The organism is Primorskyibacter sp. S87 (assembly GCF_049801055.1).
Taxonomy (GTDB): Bacteria; Pseudomonadota; Alphaproteobacteria; order Rhodobacterales; family Rhodobacteraceae; genus JBNAGF01.
In genome coordinates, this window is the sequence record NZ_JBNAGF010000007.1 from 83878 (window position 1) to 100627 (window position 16750).

The window sequence follows — 16750 nt, forward strand, 5'->3', positions numbered from 1 at the left end:
CCCGTGTTGTTCTGCCCGTATCGGTTTTGTCACTAGCGTAGCACGCGCGCCGGGCGGGCGGCAAACAGCTTTGCCGCCTCATGTCGAGATCTCAGACGGTAGCCGCAAGTTTTCTGAGCTCGAACTTTTGTATTTTCCCCGTCGACGTCTTTGGCAATTCCTGAAAGACAACCTTCTTGGGGGTCTTGAAACCGGCAAGTGTCTTGCGGCTGAACGCGATGATTGCAGCTTCGTCGGCGCTAGCGCCCTGTTTCAGCTCGATGAAGGCGCACGGGACTTCGCCCCATTTTTCGTCCGGTTTCGCAACCACCGCAGCCAGCAAGACGTCGGGATGGGCCATCAATACGCCTTCGACCTCGACCGACGAGATGTTTTCACCGCCCGAGATGATGATGTCCTTGGCTCTGTCGGCGATCTGGATATAGCCGTCTGCGTGCTGCACGGCGATATCGCCAGAGTGAAAAAAGCCGCCCTTGAACGCCTCTGCCGTGGCCTCGGGATTTTTTAGATAGCCCTTCATCACCCCATTTCCGCGCATCACGATTTCGCCCTGTGCTTTGCCGTCCATGGGTATCTGCGCCATATCGTCGGCCATGACGGTGATTTCTTCCATGAAAGGCATCGCCACGCCCTGCCGGGCCTTGATGGCAGCCCGCGCATCGCCTTCGAGATGGTCCAGATGCGGTCCCCAGGTGCATTCGGTGGCAGGGCCATACACCTCGGTCAGGCCGTAAACCTGTGTGACATGGAAGCCCATCGGCTCAATTTTGGCCAGAGTTGCCGGGGCCGGGGGCGCTCCGGCCGTGAAAACCTCGACCACGTGATCGAAGGGGCGTTTTTCTGCTTCCGGTGCGTTTACCAGCATGTTCAGGACGATCGGGGCACCACCAAAGTGGGTTGCACCTTCGTCGGCGATGGCATCGAAAATCGCTGCAGCGGTAACATCCCGGCAACAGATCAGGGTGCCTGCCACCATCGGCATCAGCCAAGTATGGCACCAGCCGTTGCAGTGAAAGAGCGGCACAATGGTCAGATATCGCGGACGCAGCACCATTCCCCAGCTGATCACTTGGCCCATTGCGTTCAGATAGGCCCCCCGATGATGGTACACGACCCCCTTAGGGCGGCCGGTGGTGCCAGAGGTGTAGTTCAGCGCAATGCTTTCCCATTCGTCTTTGGGCATGATCCATTCAAAATCGTGGTTGGCATTTCCCAACACGTCTTCGTAGCAGGCATAGCGCCCGGTGGCGGGATAGCCGGCCAAAGCGTCAGAAACTTCGACAAGAGTGGGGCCTTCGCCGGCCATCGCCTCGATGGCCGCCTCTGCGACGGGAAGGAACTGTGTATCGACCAATGCGACACGGGCGTCGCCATGTTCGAAGATGTAAGCAACCGTTGCGACGTCGAGCCGGGTGTTGATCGCATTAAGGACCGCGCCGCAGGCTGGAACGCCGAAATGGGCCTCGGCTGCAGCTGGGATATTTGGCAGGATCGTTGCCACCACATCGCCGGGTTTTACGCCCATCGCAGACAGGGCCGAAGCCAGACGTGTGCAGCGGTCGTAGTATTCGGCATAAGTCTTGCGGTGGCGCCCGTAGACAACGGCGTCTTCGCCCGCGAAAACATGGGCCGCACGGCGCAAGCCGGATAGCGGCGTCAACGGAACATAATTGGCCGCGGTCTTGTCCAGCCCGGTTTCATCTGCCATCCAACCCATGAGAGCCTCCCAAAGTCATCTGCATTGTCGCTTTGAGAGCAGATATTGCGCAGACCGGAGGGCAAAGGGAAGTCCATGAAAGCAGGTAACCTCTCTCCGCAGCTTGCAGCTGGCATGATGATGCTGTGTGCGATGCTAATCCTTGGCATCATCGACAACCTGATCCCCCTTGTCGCGCGTGAGATCGGGCTCTGGCAATTCCACTTTGTGCGAACACTGATGGCGCTGCCACTGATCTGCAGCCTCAGCCTGTTAGGACTGGGGGCGGTGCGACCGAACCGTCCTGGCGTTTTGGTGTTGCGAAGCGCCTTGGTCGGAATGTCGATGCTGTTGTATTTCAGCGCCCTGGCCCTGATGCCGATTTCGCAGGCGCTGGCGGGGCTGTTTACCTCACCGATCTTCATTCTGCTGATCTCGGCAACTTTGCTAGGCCAGCGGATTGGGCCGTGGCGTGTTCTTGCGGTTGCAACAGGGTTTGTGGGTATTCTCTGCGTTCTGCAACCGGATCCGCAGGATTTCGAGCTGCTGGTTTTTCTGCCCGTCGGGGCCGGTTTTTTCTATGCGCTCGGGGCAATTGTCACCAACCGGTTGTGCAAAGACGAAAGCACGGTTGCATTGCTGGTCGGGCTTTGGGTCTTTCTGGGCATAATGGGCGCACTCGGACTGCTCATTCTGCAGGTTTGGCCAATTGATACACTTCCCGGCCCACAAGGGTTCGTCACGCGTAGCTGGGTTTGGCCAATTTGGCAGTCTTTTCCTTGGATTGTCGTGCAGGCCATTGGGTCGGTGTTTGCAGTTTTCCTGATCATCCGTGCCTATCAAGTTGGTGATCCGACCCGTGTTGGAGTATTTGAGTTCTCGATCATGATCTTTGGCCCGCTCTTTGGCTGGTTGGCTTTCGGGGCGCCGATCGGCATCTGGCAGATAGCCGGGATCGGTTTGATCTGCCTTGCAGGGGTGATCATTGCGCTCCGGTCGAAATGAAGTAGCCTGCCAGCCATGATCCTGAGCCAAGGGCGTCGCTACGTCTTTATCCATATTCCCAAGACGGGGGGCACTTCTCTGGCCCTGGCGCTAGAGCAAAGGGCCATGAAGGATGATGTCATGCTCGGCGATACACCCAAGGCCCGGCGCAGGCGCCGCCGGCTCGAAGGCGTCAAATCCGCCGGGCGGTTGTGGAAGCACTCGACGCTGGCGGATATAGCGGGGCTGATACCCGATGAGGAACTGCGTTCCTTCTTTGCCTTCACGTTGGTTCGAAATCCGTGGGACCGGGCGGTCAGCTATTATCACTGGCTGCGCGAACAGCACTTCGATCACCCGGCGGTGCAATTGGCACGCGATCTGGAATTTGAACCTTTCATCCTGCACCCGCAAACGCTTGCGTCTTTTCGAAAAAACCCGGCGCGCAGTTACATGCAGCACAGAGACGGATCCGAACAATGCGCGACATACATTCGCCTTGAGCATTTCGACGAGGATGCCAAGCCCCTGACCGATCATCTCGGTTTTGATCTTGACCTGCCCCGCATGAATGCCAGCACTCGGCACCGGGATTTTCGTAGCTATTTCACCGACCAGAGCGCCGAGGCTGTTGCCGAGTGCTGTGCCGAGGATATCGCTCGTTTCGGGTATCGTTTCGAATGGGATTGTTCCTGATCAGGGATCAAACCGGGCCACTTGAACTACATTACTGACGGCCACCGCAACATTGCCACAATCATGCCCTGCTTCTGACGCACGGGTGGCAGGTGCCTCGTGTCAGATAAAGGGAATCTCAATTCAACCGGGCAGATCTTGAAAGCTGCCAATCGAGAAGGCCGGTTTGATGATAAAATGGAAAGACAAGGCCGCCGATGGCGTGGCCAAGGCCGTGGAACACAACGCGGCGCTGGAGGGGATGTTGATCACCGGAAACGGCGGTTTCGTCGCCGGGACCCGAGTCGCGACCAGCGCAGGCTGGCGCGTGGCCGAAAAACTACGAGTGGGCGACAAGGTTCTGACCTTTGACCACGGAATGCGGCCGATCGTTGATATCCAACGGGAAACCGTGAACGTCGAAGACGGCTATCTGCCAGCCGCGCAACGCCCTGTCATGGTGCCGGAACATGCGCTGCACAACAGTCGGGCGCTGTGGCTGATGCCGGAGCAGGGGATGTTGGTGGAAAGCGAAGCAACGCTGGACATGCTGGGCGACCCTTTCGCCATCGTTCCGGCCCGCGCACTGCAGGGTTTCCGCGGAATCAACAGCGGCATTCCGGAAGGCGGTCTTCAGGTTACCACTGTGGCGTTTGCCCATGATGAAGTGATTTATGTAGAGGGCGGTCTGCTTGCATTCTGCCCGGAACCTCGCTGCATTCTGACCGAAGGGATCAGCGAACAGGATGATCTGTACAATCTTCTGCCCATGTCCGAGGCCCGGCCCCTTGTCGAGGCCTTGATCGCACTGGACGACGCGGAAGCCTTATCTTGCGACGTGGACGAGCTGGTCGGCATCCCCGATACAGTCAGGCCAAATCGTCCGATGCTGCTCTGAGCTGCATAGTCTGCAAGGGGACGCCCCGGTGAGATTGAGCCCGAGCCGGGGCGTTCTTATCGTTTTGTCGGATAAGGGCGAGGTGTTCCTCGCCTACCGGCGAATTTCCAGAGGAAACTACAAGCCAAAAACTCTGCGAGGTCGGTGTTGGCCTTGAATGCCTGCCGGTTGAGCTGGGGCAGAATACCTGAACCGATATCGGTTCGATGACCCTGAATGAGATCGTGGCCCGGATGATCCGGGCCACGGGATTTCAGATTAGGCAGCTTTCGCTTCGGGATCGAAACGGCCATAGAAGGACTGGCCCTTTTCGGCCATTTCCCGCAGCAGGGCCGGGCAGCTGAACCGCTCGCCATAAGCTTCGGTCAGCTGGTCGCAGCGTTCCGCAGCATAGGGCGCACCGATCATGTCAACCCAGCTGAGCGGGCCACCGGACCACGGTGCAAAGCCCCATGCGAGGATCGCGCCGACATCGCCTTCGCGGATATCTTCCAGAACGCCTTCTTCCAGCGCCCGCACAGCTTCCAGTACCTGTGCGAACATCAGCCGGTCTTGAACTTCCTGAAGCGAGGGCTGGCTTTCAGCCTCGGGGTACTTTTCGGTCAAACCTTTCCAGTAGCCCTGACGCTTGCCCTTCTCGTCATAGTCAAAAAAGCCCGCGTTGGCCTTGCGGCCGAGCCTGCCCAGCTCTTCCATCCAGAAGATCAGGTCGTCGGCAGCGCTTTCGGGATAGGCATCGCCCATCGCGGCCTTGGTTGCGCGCGCGATCTTGGCTCCGAGATCGATCGAAGTTTCGTCGGTCAGCTGAATCGGGCCGACCGGGAATCCCAGCTGCCGGGCTGCATTGTCAATCAGAACCGGCGAAACACCTTCGGTGATCATCCGTGCGCCTTCGTTGACATAGGGAATGATGCAGCGGTTGCAGTAGAAGAAGCGCGCATCATTGACCACGATCGGAGTCTTGCGGATCTGGCGAACGTAGTCCAGCGCCTTTGCCACGGCCCGACCGCCGGTTTCCTTGCCCTTGATGATCTCGACCAGAAGCATTTTCTCAACCGGCGAGAAGAAGTGAATGCCGATGAACTGCTCGGGCCGTTTGGAAGCCTTGGCCAGCCCCGTGATCGGCAGGGTCGAGGTGTTGGACGCAAAGATGCAATCCTCGGGAATGATCGCCTCGACTTTCTGGGTCATTTCTGCCTTTACGCCGGGGTCTTCGAAGACCGCTTCGATGATCAGATCACACCCTTTCAGAGCGTCCAGATCCGGTGTTGCCGTGACAAGGCTCAGGATGGCCTCTTTCTTGTCGGCGCTGACCTTCCCGCGTTTCATACCCTTGTCGAGGTAAGCTTCGGTATAAGCCTTTCCCTTGTCCGCGGCATCCTGATCCCGATCGATCAGAACAACTTCCATACCTGCCTGAGCCGAAACCAGGGCAATGCCTGCGCCCATCATGCCCGCGCCAAGCACGCCAAGTTTTTTGACCCGTTGATCGGGCACGTCCTTGGGGCGAACCGCGCCTTTCTCCAGAGCTTCCTTGTTGAGGAAAAGCGAACGGATCATGGCCGAGGACGAGGGGTTCATGAGGATTGAAGTGAAGTGCCGTGCTTCGATTCGCAGAGCCGTGTCGAAATCAACCAGCGCACCTTCGTAGATGGCGCTCAGCAGGGCCTTGGCAGCAGGAAAGGCGCCTTGTGTCTTGCCGTTTACCATTGCGCTTGCGCCAACGAAGGTCATGAAACCTGCTGGGTGGTAGGGGGCGCCACCGGGCATTTTGTAGCCCTTTGCATCCCACGGCTTCACCAGATCGGCGTCGGACGCGTTCAGAACCCATTCCTTGGCGGCAGCTACGGGATCATCCGAAACCGCGTCAACGATCTGGGCGCCTTTCGCCTTGCCCGGGTCCATCATCTTGCCTTCCAGCAGCACTGGCGCGGCGGCCATTGCGCCGACCATGCGCGAGTAACGGATGGTGCCGCCGCCGCCCGGGAAGATACCCAACAGGATCTCAGGCAGACCAATTTTGGCCTTGGGGTTGTCGGTCATGACCCGGTGGTGACAGGCCAGCGCAATCTCGGTGCCGATCCCCGCACAGGTGCCATTGATGGCGCAGGCGATGGGTTTTCCGCCCTTTTTGGTTTTGGGGTCCATGCCGGCCAGTTCCAGCTTACGCAGAATGTGATGACCGCCCATCACGAAATCGAACAGCGCTTGGGCAGGGTTGTCCCCGGCCTCCTGCCGGATGGTGGCAAGGGTGCTCAGATCCATGCCACCAGCAAAGGACCCTTCCTTGCCGCTTGTGATGACGATGCCCTTGACCTCGTCATCGTTCAGCGCCTCGTCAACCAGATCGCTGACAAGCTCGAATGCTTCGCGCGTCATCACGTTCATGGATTTGCCCTGGGCGTCCCAGGTGAGGAAGGCGACGCCGTCTGCGTCTTTGGTCAGTGTGAAATCACTCATTGTCGTCTCCGATCTGGTCAGCCGTCAGAGGGCTGCCATCCTTGCAGGTAAAGCGGGATCCGTCGGTATCCGTTTTCACCATCATGTCGATATCGCTGTAGTAAGCGGTTTCCGTCGGGGTGCGCGTGCCGACTACCAGAAAGGCGGCAGGCGCATCGGTTCTGTTGATCAGGTGGTGACCGTTCGGGTCACCGGCTGGGAAGGTGGCGCAATCACCGGGCCGCATTTCGTGCTCGCAATCATCATCGACAAGCACCAGTGTGCCTTCGATGGCCATGGCGAACTCGTCCTGCTCCAAGTGGTAGTGCCGCAACGAGGACATCCCACCCGGCTCCAGCCGCACCATGTTCACCCCAAACTGGGTGAGCCCGCCCGCATCTCCCAGACGCAAGCTGGAGCGACCATCCATAGTCGCGCGCAGCTTGCCCGGATAGGTCGAGCCGGTGCGACGTTCGATCCGAGTGAGGTCCAGCTTGGGCATTACACGCGCTCGATAATCGTCGCGGCGCCCATGCCCGATGCGATGCAGAGCGTTGCGAGACCGGTTTCCTTATCCTGACGCTCCAGCTCATCGAGCAGGGTGCCGATGATGATCGCGCCGGTGGCACCCAGCGGGTGACCCATGGCGATCGAGCCGCCGTTGACGTTTACCTTGTCCGGGTCCGCATCAAACGCCTGCATGAACCGCAGCACGACAGAGGCGAAAGCTTCGTTCACTTCGAACAGGTCGATGTCGCTGAAGTTCATGCCATTGTCGGCAAGGATTTTCTCGGTGACAGGCACCGGGCCGGTCAGCATGATTGTTGGGTCGGTTCCGATCTTTGCGGTTGCCCGAATACGCGCACGTGGCTTGAGGCCGTATTTTTCGCCGAACTCCTTGTTGCCAATCAACACGGCGGCAGCGCCATCCACGATGCCGGACGAGTTGCCCGCGTGATGGATGTGGTTGATCCGCTCCAGATGCGGGTATTTCATCATAGCAACCTTGTCGAAGCCCGGCATCTGCTCGCCCATCATCTGGAACGAGGCGTTGAGCGATCCGAGGCTCTGCATGTCGGTCTGCGGGCGCATGTATTCGTCATGATCGAGGATCGCCAGACCGTTCTGGTCGCGCACGGTGATAACAGATTTGGCGAACCGGTTGTCATCCCACGCGGCCTTGGCGCGACGCTGCGATTCCACCGCCAGTGCGTCGGCCTGATCGCGAGTGAAGCCGTATTCGGTGGCGATGATGTCGGCCGAAATGCCCTGCGGCACGAAATACCGGTCCATGGCAACCGATGGATCCACGGCAATCGCCGCACCGTCGCTGCCCATGGCCACGCGGCCCATCATTTCCACGCCACCGGCGATATAGGCCTCGCCGGCACCGCCCTTGACCTGGTTGGCGGCCAGGTTCACCGCTTCCATGCCCGAGGCGCAGAAACGGTTGATGGCAAGGCCCGGGATCGACTCATCAAGGTCAGAGGCCAGAACGGCCGAGCGCGCAAGGCATCCACCCTGTTCCATCACCTGGGTGACATTGCCCCAGATCACGTCCTCGACGGCGTGACCTTCGAGGTTGTTGCGCTCTTTGACTGCGTTCAGCGTCAGGGCTGAGAGTCGCAGCGAGGTTACCTCGTGCAGCGATCCGTCCTTGCGCCCCTTGCCGCGCGGCGTGCGCAGGGCGTCATAGATGTAGGCTTCGGTCATAGTTGGGTCTCCTCAAGCTCGATCCGACGGGTTGCCGGGCATCAGGTCATACGGGGGTTTCCAGCCGGGTAGTTCCGATATCCGGGTCAGCCAGGCGTCGATATTGGTCCATTCCGTTCGGTCGAAGCCGAACGGTTCGGGGTAAAACAGATAGCCGCAACAGCTGAGATCGGCATTGGTCACGTCGTCTCCGACGATCCATTCGCGACTTTCAAGATGGGCTTCAAGTGTCTGGTAAGCGGCGTTGAGCCGGCCTTTGTTGAACGCGATCACGTCGGCGCTGCGGTTCCATTCAGGAATGAAATTCATGACGAAACGGGTCATGCCCGCCATCGAACTGAGCTTATGGTTGTCCCAAAGGACCCAACGCAGAATGTCATAATTCTCTTCCCTGGTCTTGCCGCCGAATTTTCCTGATTTTTCGGTGATATATGCCTGAATTGCACCAGATTGACTGACGCGGAAGTCACCATCAACCAGAACCGGAGCCTCGCCCATTGCGTTTACGTTGGCCCGGTACTCCGGTGTCCGGGTTTCGCCGTTAAAAAAGTCGACATAGATTGGTTCCCATTCCAGTCCGGACAGCTCCAGTGCCAGAGCCGCCTTGTAGGAATTGCCGCTTTCGCCGAAGCAGTAGAGTTTGATGGTCATGAATTGGCCCCTCCCAAGGCGCGTTTGGCTATGTCGGATTTGAGTATTTGGAAAAAGATGAAGCGATCTCGGTTACTCATCCTTAACCCTCGTCTGTTCTTGTGGTCCCGCGGTACAGGCTGGAGAGCCGATGACCGCAAAAGGTGAAGTCGTCCCTGTCCTGATGGCGAGTGCGCCCGGTGGCAGGGACGCGCCGCCTGTTTCATCTTTTCTCAAATACTCCCGCCGGAGGCATCCGGCCTTGCGGCCCGGTAGTCGGCTTGCAAGAGCGCGGGCAGTTCACCGCTTGCGCGCCTCAAGTTCCGAATTGAACAAACGTAGCCGGTGGGTCAGGTTTTCCTCGTTGATAACGCTGTTGAAATTCTCGAACAGGAAAGACAGTGCTTCACCTTCGTCCAGCCCGGCCTCACGCGAAAAGTTCTTGAGGCGGCGATACCCATCTTCGGTCATTGCGATCGGAAAGCGTCGGGTCAGTCGAAAGCGTTTGGGCATGAAAATCCTCGTGAGCTGCTGGTTCCGCGAGGCACATCCCCGCGAAACCAGTTTCCGGTCAGAAGTTTGCCGCGTCCAGTGCCATCACAGTGTCGGCGCCGGTCTGGATTCGTGCCAGATGCATTGACGTGGCGGGCAAGCGGCGGGCCATGTAATAACGGCCAGTGGCGATCTTGGTTTCGTAGAACTCCTTGTCAGACGCCCCGCCATCCAGAGCAACCTGAGCGGCCCGGGCCATTTGCGCCCACATCAGGCCAAGGCATACATGGCCGAACATGTGCATGAAATCATACGAGCCGGACAGCGCGTTGTTGGGGTTGGACATACCGTTCTGCATGAAATACATGCCGGCGGCCTGCAGATCCTTGGACGCGGCCTTGAGCGGTTCGACAAACGCCGTGTCATAGGCCTCGTCCTGCCCGCCATTCTCCTTGCAGAAGGATTTGACCATCTCGAAAAACGCCATAACGTGCTTGCCGCCGTCCTGCGCCAGCTTTCGACCAACGAGGTCAAGGGCCTGAACACCGTTGGCGCCTTCGTAGATCATGGCGATCCGGGCGTCGCGTGTATATTGCGACATGCCCCATTCCTCGATGTAGCCGTGGCCGCCATAGACCTGCTGGGCCTGAACGGTCATGTCATAGCCTTCGTCCGTCAGAAACCCTTTGATTACCGGAGTCAGAAGCGAAATCAGACCGTCGGCATCCTTATCCTGAGAACGGTGCGCCTTGTCGATCATGGTCGCGCCCCACAGAATGAAGGCCCGGGCCCCTTCGGCAAAGCTTTTTTGATCCATCAGGTTGCGGCGGATATCCGGATGCACGATGAGCGGGTCTGCCGGGCCGTCGGGATTCTTGGCTCCGGTTACATCGCGGCCCTGCAGGCGGTCCTTGGCGTATTCCAAAGCGTTTTGGTATGCCGCATCAGCTTGCGCCAGACCCTGCATGCCGACGCCCAAGCGGGCTTCGTTCATCATCGTGAACATGGCGCGCATGCCCTTGTGCTCCTCGCCAAGAAGAAACCCGGTTGCACCATCATAGTTCATCACACAGGTGGAATTGCCGTGGATGCCCATTTTTTCTTCGATCTTACCAACCGAAACGCCGTTGCGCTCGCCCGGAGATCCGTCGTCGTTAACCATGAATTTGGGCACGATGAACAGGGACACGCCCTTGATGCCATCTGGGCCGCCGGTGATCTTGGCAAGAACCAGATGGATCACGTTGTCGGACATGTCGTGGTCGCCGGCGGAGATAAAGATCTTCTGACCCGTTATCTTGTAGGATCCATCCGCCTGCGGTTCCGCTTTGGTGCGCATCAGGCCAAGATCCGTTCCACAGTGCGGCTCTGTCAGGTTCATGGTACCGGTCCAGTCGCAGGCGACCATCTTGGGCAGATAGGTGTCCTTCTGAGCGTCGGTGCCATGCGCCAAGATGGCCGAAGCCGCGCCATGGGTCAGGCCTTGGTACATGGTAAAGGCCTGGTTTGATGCCGAGAACATCTCGCCGACCGCGGTTCCCAGCACGTAAGGCATATTCTGACCGCCGTATTCCTCGGGCATGTCGAGCCCGGTCCAGCCGCCTTCCTTCATCTGTTCAAAGGCGTCCTTGAACCCTGTGGGCGTATAGACAACACCGTTTTCCAGCCTACAGCCCTCGGTATCGCCCACAATGTTAAGCGGGTGCAGCACATTCGTGGCGATCTTGCCGGCTTCTTCGAGAACGGCTCCGGTGAATTCCGGTTCCAGATCCGAGTACCCGGGAATGTCCGAGGCGGAAATATTCAGGACATCGTGCAGGACAAATTGGGTGTCTTTGGTCGGTGCATTGTAAATCGGCATCGGAGGCTCCCTGGACTTTGATACCTAGTTTGGATGCGGTAGGTCGCCAGTTACTCGGCGGCCTTCTTGTCTTCGTTCATCGAGCTGATGATCTTTTCACCCCAGCTCAACTGTTCGCGCAGATCGTCGATGGCCTGTGTCAGCTCATCCTGCTGTGCTTCCATATCGGCAAGGCGTTCCTTGGCGATCTCATAGGTTTTGGCCAACTGCGTCTGCTGCTGGTCACCCATGTGATAGAGATCAAGAAGCTGGCGGATCTGTTCGAGGCTAAAGCCGAAACGCTTACCGCGCAGGATTAGCTTCAAGCGTGCCCTGTCGCGCTTGGTAAACAGGCGTTTCTGGCCCTCGCGGATCGGAAACAGCAGTTCCTTGGACTCGTAGAAACGCAGGGTGCGCGGTGTCACGTCATACGCGTCGCACATCTGTCGGATCGTTTTAAGATCTTCGGTCATGGTCTCATCACTCTATTGCACCTGTCGACTTGCCGGTCAGGTGCGATCTGCTGGACGCGTTTACAACACCTGATTGACGTTTACGTAAGTTGAACGTCACGTCAAAAGAGCTTTGACGTGGGATCATCGCTGAATCGAATGGGGGAGCACCATTCTCACCAGCAATGGCGCCGTTATATCAGTATGGATTACCGTACGTCACCTGCCACCTTGGTCTCTGGCCGGATATCAGAAGGAATCGGCAGGATCACCGTGTCGACGACGGGCTAACAGCCGAAAGCGCGGCTGGCGAATTTGGTTCAAAGTTTCTGAAGCGTGGCTTTTGTCGCGTCGCGCAAGGTGGAGAGTTCGTTCATGGCCTCGTCCAGCTGACTGCGCTGAATTTCCAGTTCCTTCATCTGGCGGTCGGCCATTTCGAGAAATGTTTCCATTTGCGCACGGTTGCCTTCGTCCTCATAGATCAGCAGCCACTGCCGGATCTCTTCCAGGGAAAATCCGAATTTTCGTCCGCGCAGGATCAGTTTCATCCGAGCGCGTTCCCGTGCACCGTAAAACCGGGAGCGTCCTTCGCGGTCGGGCTGGAGGAGTTCGATATACTCATAATATCTGAGCGTCCGCGGTGTAACGTCGAACTCCGCGCACATTTCTTTGAATGACAGACGTTGATCAGACATCGGCAAGTCTCCTCGTTTTGCAAACTAGGGCGTGTGCCAAACGAGCGCAACAGCCGGTCTTGCCCTTTCCGTGAAAGGTTGACCATAAAGGTTCAGGCCCGTCCGGAAGTGACATTGAATGGACAGGGTCGGAAAGGCTGGCTGAGGCGAACCCGATGATCGACAAGAAGAAACTGGCGCGGCAATTCATCGAGGCCATTCCCCATGCCTCCGCATTGGGGTTGTCGCTTGATGAAATCGGTAATGGCGAGGCCTCGATGACCTTGCCGTATAGTGAGGCCCTTGTCGGAGACCCCGAAACCGGCGTCATCCACGGCGGCGCGGTTTCGGCAATGATGGATACATGCTGTGGTGCGGCTGTAATGAGCCACCCCAAGGCGCCCGGCGGGACTGCCACAATAGACCTGCGCATCGATTATCTTCGCGCAGCGACTCCAGGTCAGACCGTGCATACCAAGGCGACTTGCTATCATGTTACCCGAAACGTGGCATTTGTTCGGGCGGTTGCCACCGACGATGACACAGAACATCCGGTCGCCACGGCTTCGGGCGCATTTACCATGGAGGCGAGGTTTTGAGCAGGAAACGTCCGGAGCCAATGCAGGTGGTCAAACAGCGGCGCGATGCAGCGCTGGCCGCGATGGTCGAAGGTGTGCCTTTCATTCGTTTTCTCGACATCAGTTTCGATCGCCGGGGCGACGAACTGACCGGCGTTCTCAACTTCAAGGACGACCACATCGGCAATCCGATGCTGCCAGCCATTCATGGAGGCGTGACGGCCGCCTTTCTCGAGGTCACATCCATCATAACGCTGGGCTGGTCCAACTTGTTTCCCCGCATCGAATCCGGCGAGATCGATGCGGATGCCGTCGCTGACGGAAAATTGCCGCGTCTGCCCAAGACTATTGATTTTACTGTAGACTACTTGCGTTCCGGCCTGCCTCGTGACGCCTATGCGAGGGCCACGATTTCGCGGGCAGGGCGTCGTTATGCTTCGGTACACGTGGCCGCGTGGCAGGATCACCATGACAAACTGTTTGCGCAGGCAACAGGGCATTTCTTGATGCCACCACCGGAGGAAGACGGCGATGGCTGACAGCCACTCGCCGGTGACACATCGGCGGGTTCTCAAGATCGCCGTACCCATTGTTCTTGCCAATGTCACAGTGCCAATACTGGGCGCGGTCGATACCGGCGTCGTGGGCCAGATCGGTTCTGCTGCACCGATCGGTGCGGTTGGGCTGGGGGCGATGATCCTGTCGGCCGTGTACTGGATTTTTGGCTTTCTGCGCATGGGCACGGTCGGGCTGACCAGCCAGGCCCGCGGGGCAGGTGACGACGCCGAGGTCGCAGCCCTGCTGAGCCGGGCATTGCTGATTGGCGCCGCGGGAGGCGTGGCGCTGATCCTGTTGAAGGTCCCTTTGTTCTGGGGTGCATTTCAGGTTTCGCCGGCCACGGCTGAGGTCGAACAGCTGACCCGGGGCTATATGGGTATCCGTATCTGGTCTGCCCCCGCGGCCATTGCCCTCTATGGCATCACCGGATGGTTGATCGCGCAGGAACGCGCGCGCGCTGTTCTGGCTTTGCAGCTGTGGATGAACGGGCTGAACATCAGCTTGGACCTGTGGTTCGTGATGGGGCTGGGCTGGGGCGTGCAGGGTGTTGCCATTGCCACCTTCCTTGCCGAATGGAGCGGGCTGGCACTTGGCCTGTGGTTCTGTCGCGGAGTTCGCCGCACCCCGGAGTGGCGCAACTGGGCACGGATCTTCGATGTCGAGCGGCTGCGTCACATCATGGCAGTAAACCGGGACATCCTGATCCGCTCGATGCTTCTCGAGGCGGTGTTTGTCTCGTTCATGTTTGTTGGGTCCGGCTTTGGTGATGTGACGCTGGCCGCCAATCAAGTTTTGTTGCAGTTTCTCCTGATTACGGCCTTTGCAATGGACGGTTTTGCTTTTGCTGCCGAGGCGCTGGTTGGGCACGCCTACGGCGCGCGCCGGCGCACCGAGTTGCGGCAGGCGGCATGGGTCAGCAGCCTTTGGGGGCTGGCGGTCGTTGTCACTCTGGCCCTTGGCTTTGCCATCGCCGGAGGCTGGGTGGTGGCCATCATGGCCAAGTCAGAGCCCGTGCGTGCGACAGCAGCCGTTTACCTTCCCTACATGGTGGTTGCGCCGCTTGCTGGCTGGGCTGCGTGGATGCTGGACGGCATCTTCATCGGAGCCACAGCCACGCGGGATATGCGCAACATGATGGCTGTCAGCTTTCTGATCTATCTCGCGGCGGCCGTGACTTTGGTTCCGCTTCTGGGCAATCACGGCCTTTGGTTGGCGTTGCTTCTCAGCTTCCTTTCCCGGGGCATAACACTGGCGCTGCGCTATCCTGCACTGGAAGCGCGAGCCGGCGGCTGAGCCGGTTCACCTGATCGGCTCGTAGGCCCCTCAGAGCAGCGCCTTCAGCGCTTCGGGAGGGCGACCGATGACGGCTTTGCCGTCCTTCTGCGCCAAGGGGCGTTCAATCAGCGCCGGATGTTCGGCCATTGCGTTCAGCAATATGTCGTCGCTGCTGTCGCGTGACAGGCCCAATTCCTTGAAGAGCTTGTCCTTGTTGCGCATCATTTGAGCAGCGGGTGGCTTGCCAAGCGCGGTGTGCGCGGCCGCCAGTTCGGTCCGGTTCGGCGCATCTTCAAGATACTTTCGAACTGTCACCTCGGCGCCGGCATCCTGCAGCAGGGCCAGTCCCTGACGTGATTTCGAACAACGGGGATTGTGCCAAAACTCGATCACAGCCATTCCTCTCTCTTGCTTCCGACCGCCTCGCCGACCGACGTGAACCCGTCGCGCTGAAGCAGATCATCCAAGTCCCGCACGATACGCGGCACCATCGACAAACCGCCATAAACCAGCGCCGTATACAACTGCACCGCACCCGCGCCGGCACAGATTTTTGCATAGGCTTGTGCGCCGCTGCTTACCCCACCCACTCCGATCAGAGGTATCTGGCTGTCGGTGAGTTTGCTGAGCCGGGCCAGAATCCGGGTGGAACGATCGAACAGGGGTGCACCGGACAGGCCTCCGGCCTCCTCAGCGTGACGGCTTTTCAACCCTTTGCGCGACAGCGTCGTGTTGGTTGCGATCACTGCGTCAACACCGCTCTCCATCGCCACCTCGGCCACGTCTTCCAGTTCCGAAAGTTCAAGATCAGGAGCGATCTTGAGAAACACCGGTATCCGCCGAGTGAGCGTGTCGCGCGTTTCGATCACCCCTGCCAACAGCCCCGAAAGAGCGGCCTTACCCTGCAGATCCCGCAATTTTTCGGTGTTCGGGGATGAAACATTTACAGTGGCGAAATCCAGATCCTTCGCGCAGCAGGCAAGAACCTTGGCGAAATCCGCCGGGCGGTCCGCGCTGTCCTTGTTGGCGCCTAGGTTCAATCCGATCACGCCTTCTTTTGGACGCCGGGACAGACGCGCCCCGATGGCTTCCATGCCTTCGTTGTTAAAGCCGAACCGGTTGATCGCGGCTTTGTCTTCAGTCAGGCGGAACAGGCGCGGCTTTGGGTTGCCGAGTTGAGGGCGCGGTGTGGCAGCACCCACTTCGATGAACCCGAAGCCGCTTTGCACGAGCGGCTCAAGTGCTTCGGCGTTCTTGTCGAAACCGGCCGCAAGGCCAAGCGGATTCGACAGTTGAAGACCGGCGATGCTGGTTTTGAGCCGGGTCGATGTTACCGGTCCTGGGGTCGCTGTGAGGCCTGCCTTGAGCGCCTTCATTGCCAAGCCATGCGCCGTTTCTGGATCTACCCGGTGCAGGGCCGCGAGGCCGATACGCTCAACGAAATTCATGCCAGATCCTCCGGGAACTGATGGGCGCCGTCGACCAGCGGCAGGGGCTTGGCCCACAGCACATCCTGTAGTCGGAGCGGGCCATAAAGGTGGGGAAACAGGTCACCGCCGCGTGACACCTCCCATTTCAGAGCCTCGCCCAGAGAACCGGCATCCAACGCCAGCAAGGTCAGCCCCTCGGCTCCGGTGAAATGCCTGGCTGCGGTTTCCGCAGCCTGTTCGGCCGTCGAGAAGTGCACAAAGCCATCGGCCAGGTCGACCGGCGCACCGTTTGATTGTCCTTCGGAACGAAGCGCAGACCATTCGTTTGCGCGCAGAATTTTGTAGATCAGCATGCCGGGGTCATGCCGATTAGCTGCCGCAAGATCAAGCGCCAATCCCTTTGACAAATGCGGAAT

At 58.9% G+C, this 16750-nt stretch carries 18 protein-coding genes; 6 read left to right on the plus strand and 12 right to left on the minus strand.

The genetic code is table 11. The features are described from left to right. Positions 1–91: 91 nt before the first annotated feature. Entirely contained in the window at positions 92–1717 is a 1626-nt protein-coding gene (locus ACP15U_RS13310; RefSeq protein WP_425045634.1) for an AMP-binding protein, read from the minus strand. A 75-nt stretch (positions 1718–1792) separates the two neighbouring features. Between ACP15U_RS13310 and ACP15U_RS13315 the strand changes: the two genes are divergently transcribed. The 3 genes from ACP15U_RS13315 (at position 1793) to ACP15U_RS13325 (ending at position 4253) form a co-directional block, all read left to right on the plus strand. Further along, positions 1793–2701: a DMT family transporter gene (locus tag ACP15U_RS13315; RefSeq protein WP_425045635.1), complete on the plus strand. Its 909-nt coding sequence runs from the start codon at positions 1793–1795 to the stop codon at positions 2699–2701. A 15-nt stretch (positions 2702–2716) separates the two neighbouring features. Beyond that, entirely contained in the window at positions 2717–3376 is a 660-nt protein-coding gene (locus ACP15U_RS13320; RefSeq protein ID WP_425045636.1) for a sulfotransferase family 2 domain-containing protein, read from the plus strand. Between the two features lie 169 nt (positions 3377–3545). Then, the gene (locus ACP15U_RS13325) at positions 3546–4253 is read left to right on the plus strand and encodes a Hint domain-containing protein (protein WP_425045637.1); all 708 of its coding nucleotides are present in this window, start codon (positions 3546–3548) and stop codon (positions 4251–4253) included. Positions 4254–4511: 258 nt separating this feature from the next. Here ACP15U_RS13325 and ACP15U_RS13330 read toward each other — a convergent pair whose 3' ends face one another. The 8 genes from ACP15U_RS13330 to ACP15U_RS13365 all read right to left on the minus strand — a co-directional run bounded on the left by ACP15U_RS13330 (position 4512) and on the right by ACP15U_RS13365 (position 12514). Beyond that, positions 4512–6713: a 3-hydroxyacyl-CoA dehydrogenase NAD-binding domain-containing protein gene (locus ACP15U_RS13330; RefSeq protein ID WP_425045638.1), complete on the minus strand. Its 2202-nt coding sequence runs from the start codon at positions 6711–6713 to the stop codon at positions 4512–4514. After that, positions 6706–7194 (minus strand): cupin domain-containing protein, encoded by a 489-nt coding sequence (locus ACP15U_RS13335; RefSeq protein ID WP_425045639.1) that lies wholly within the window; start codon positions 7192–7194, stop codon positions 6706–6708. Before ACP15U_RS13335 ends, ACP15U_RS13330 begins: the two co-directional genes overlap by 8 nt. Continuing rightward, complete coding sequence (locus ACP15U_RS13340; protein ID WP_425045640.1) at positions 7194–8405, minus strand: acetyl-CoA C-acetyltransferase; 1212 nt, start codon at positions 8403–8405, stop codon at positions 7194–7196. Before ACP15U_RS13340 ends, ACP15U_RS13335 begins: the two co-directional genes overlap by 1 nt. A 12-nt stretch (positions 8406–8417) precedes the next feature. Beyond that, positions 8418–9056: a glutathione S-transferase family protein gene (locus ACP15U_RS13345; protein ID WP_425045641.1), complete on the minus strand. Its 639-nt coding sequence runs from the start codon at positions 9054–9056 to the stop codon at positions 8418–8420. A gap of 279 nt (positions 9057–9335) precedes the next feature. Then, positions 9336–9548: a hypothetical protein gene (locus ACP15U_RS13350; protein ID WP_425045642.1), complete on the minus strand. Its 213-nt coding sequence runs from the start codon at positions 9546–9548 to the stop codon at positions 9336–9338. Positions 9549–9606: 58 nt separating this feature from the next. Then, positions 9607–11388 (minus strand): acyl-CoA dehydrogenase C-terminal domain-containing protein, encoded by a 1782-nt coding sequence (locus ACP15U_RS13355; protein ID WP_425045643.1) that lies wholly within the window; start codon positions 11386–11388, stop codon positions 9607–9609. Positions 11389–11438: 50 nt separating this feature from the next. Further along, positions 11439–11840 carry a MerR family transcriptional regulator gene (locus ACP15U_RS13360; RefSeq protein ID WP_425045644.1) on the minus strand — a complete coding sequence of 134 codons (402 nt, stop codon included), beginning with the start codon at positions 11838–11840 and terminating at the stop codon, positions 11439–11441. 299 nt (positions 11841–12139) lie between these two features. Then, entirely contained in the window at positions 12140–12514 is a 375-nt protein-coding gene (locus ACP15U_RS13365; protein WP_425045645.1) for a MerR family transcriptional regulator, read from the minus strand. A 155-nt stretch (positions 12515–12669) separates the two neighbouring features. Here ACP15U_RS13365 and ACP15U_RS13370 point away from each other — a divergent pair, with 155 nt between their 5' ends. From ACP15U_RS13370 to ACP15U_RS13380, 3 genes are read left to right on the plus strand one after another with little or no spacing between them, the layout of a single operon-like run. Continuing rightward, positions 12670–13092, plus strand: coding sequence for a PaaI family thioesterase (locus tag ACP15U_RS13370; protein ID WP_425045646.1), 423 nt, complete (start codon positions 12670–12672; stop codon positions 13090–13092). Next, positions 13089–13610 carry a PaaI family thioesterase gene (locus ACP15U_RS13375; RefSeq protein ID WP_425045647.1) on the plus strand — a complete coding sequence of 174 codons (522 nt, stop codon included), beginning with the start codon at positions 13089–13091 and terminating at the stop codon, positions 13608–13610. The genes ACP15U_RS13370 and ACP15U_RS13375 overlap by 4 nt, the downstream gene beginning before the upstream one ends. Then, entirely contained in the window at positions 13603–14922 is a 1320-nt protein-coding gene (locus tag ACP15U_RS13380; RefSeq protein WP_425045648.1) for an MATE family efflux transporter, read from the plus strand. Before ACP15U_RS13375 ends, ACP15U_RS13380 begins: the two co-directional genes overlap by 8 nt. 30 nt (positions 14923–14952) lie before the next feature. On the opposite strand, the gene arsC is transcribed toward ACP15U_RS13380, so the two are convergent. The 3 genes from arsC to ACP15U_RS13395 are packed head-to-tail and all read right to left on the minus strand — an operon-like array spanning position 14953 to position 16687. After that, on the minus strand, positions 14953–15297 hold the full coding sequence (gene arsC, locus ACP15U_RS13385) for an arsenate reductase (glutaredoxin) (protein WP_425045789.1): 345 nt from the start codon (positions 15295–15297) through the stop codon (positions 14953–14955). Further along, positions 15294–16352 (minus strand): quinone-dependent dihydroorotate dehydrogenase, encoded by a 1059-nt coding sequence (locus ACP15U_RS13390; RefSeq protein ID WP_425045649.1) that lies wholly within the window; start codon positions 16350–16352, stop codon positions 15294–15296. The genes arsC and ACP15U_RS13390 overlap by 4 nt, the downstream gene beginning before the upstream one ends. Continuing rightward, positions 16349–16687: a DUF952 domain-containing protein gene (locus ACP15U_RS13395; protein ID WP_425045650.1), complete on the minus strand. Its 339-nt coding sequence runs from the start codon at positions 16685–16687 to the stop codon at positions 16349–16351. The genes ACP15U_RS13390 and ACP15U_RS13395 overlap by 4 nt, the downstream gene beginning before the upstream one ends. Positions 16688–16750: the final 63 nt, after the last annotated feature.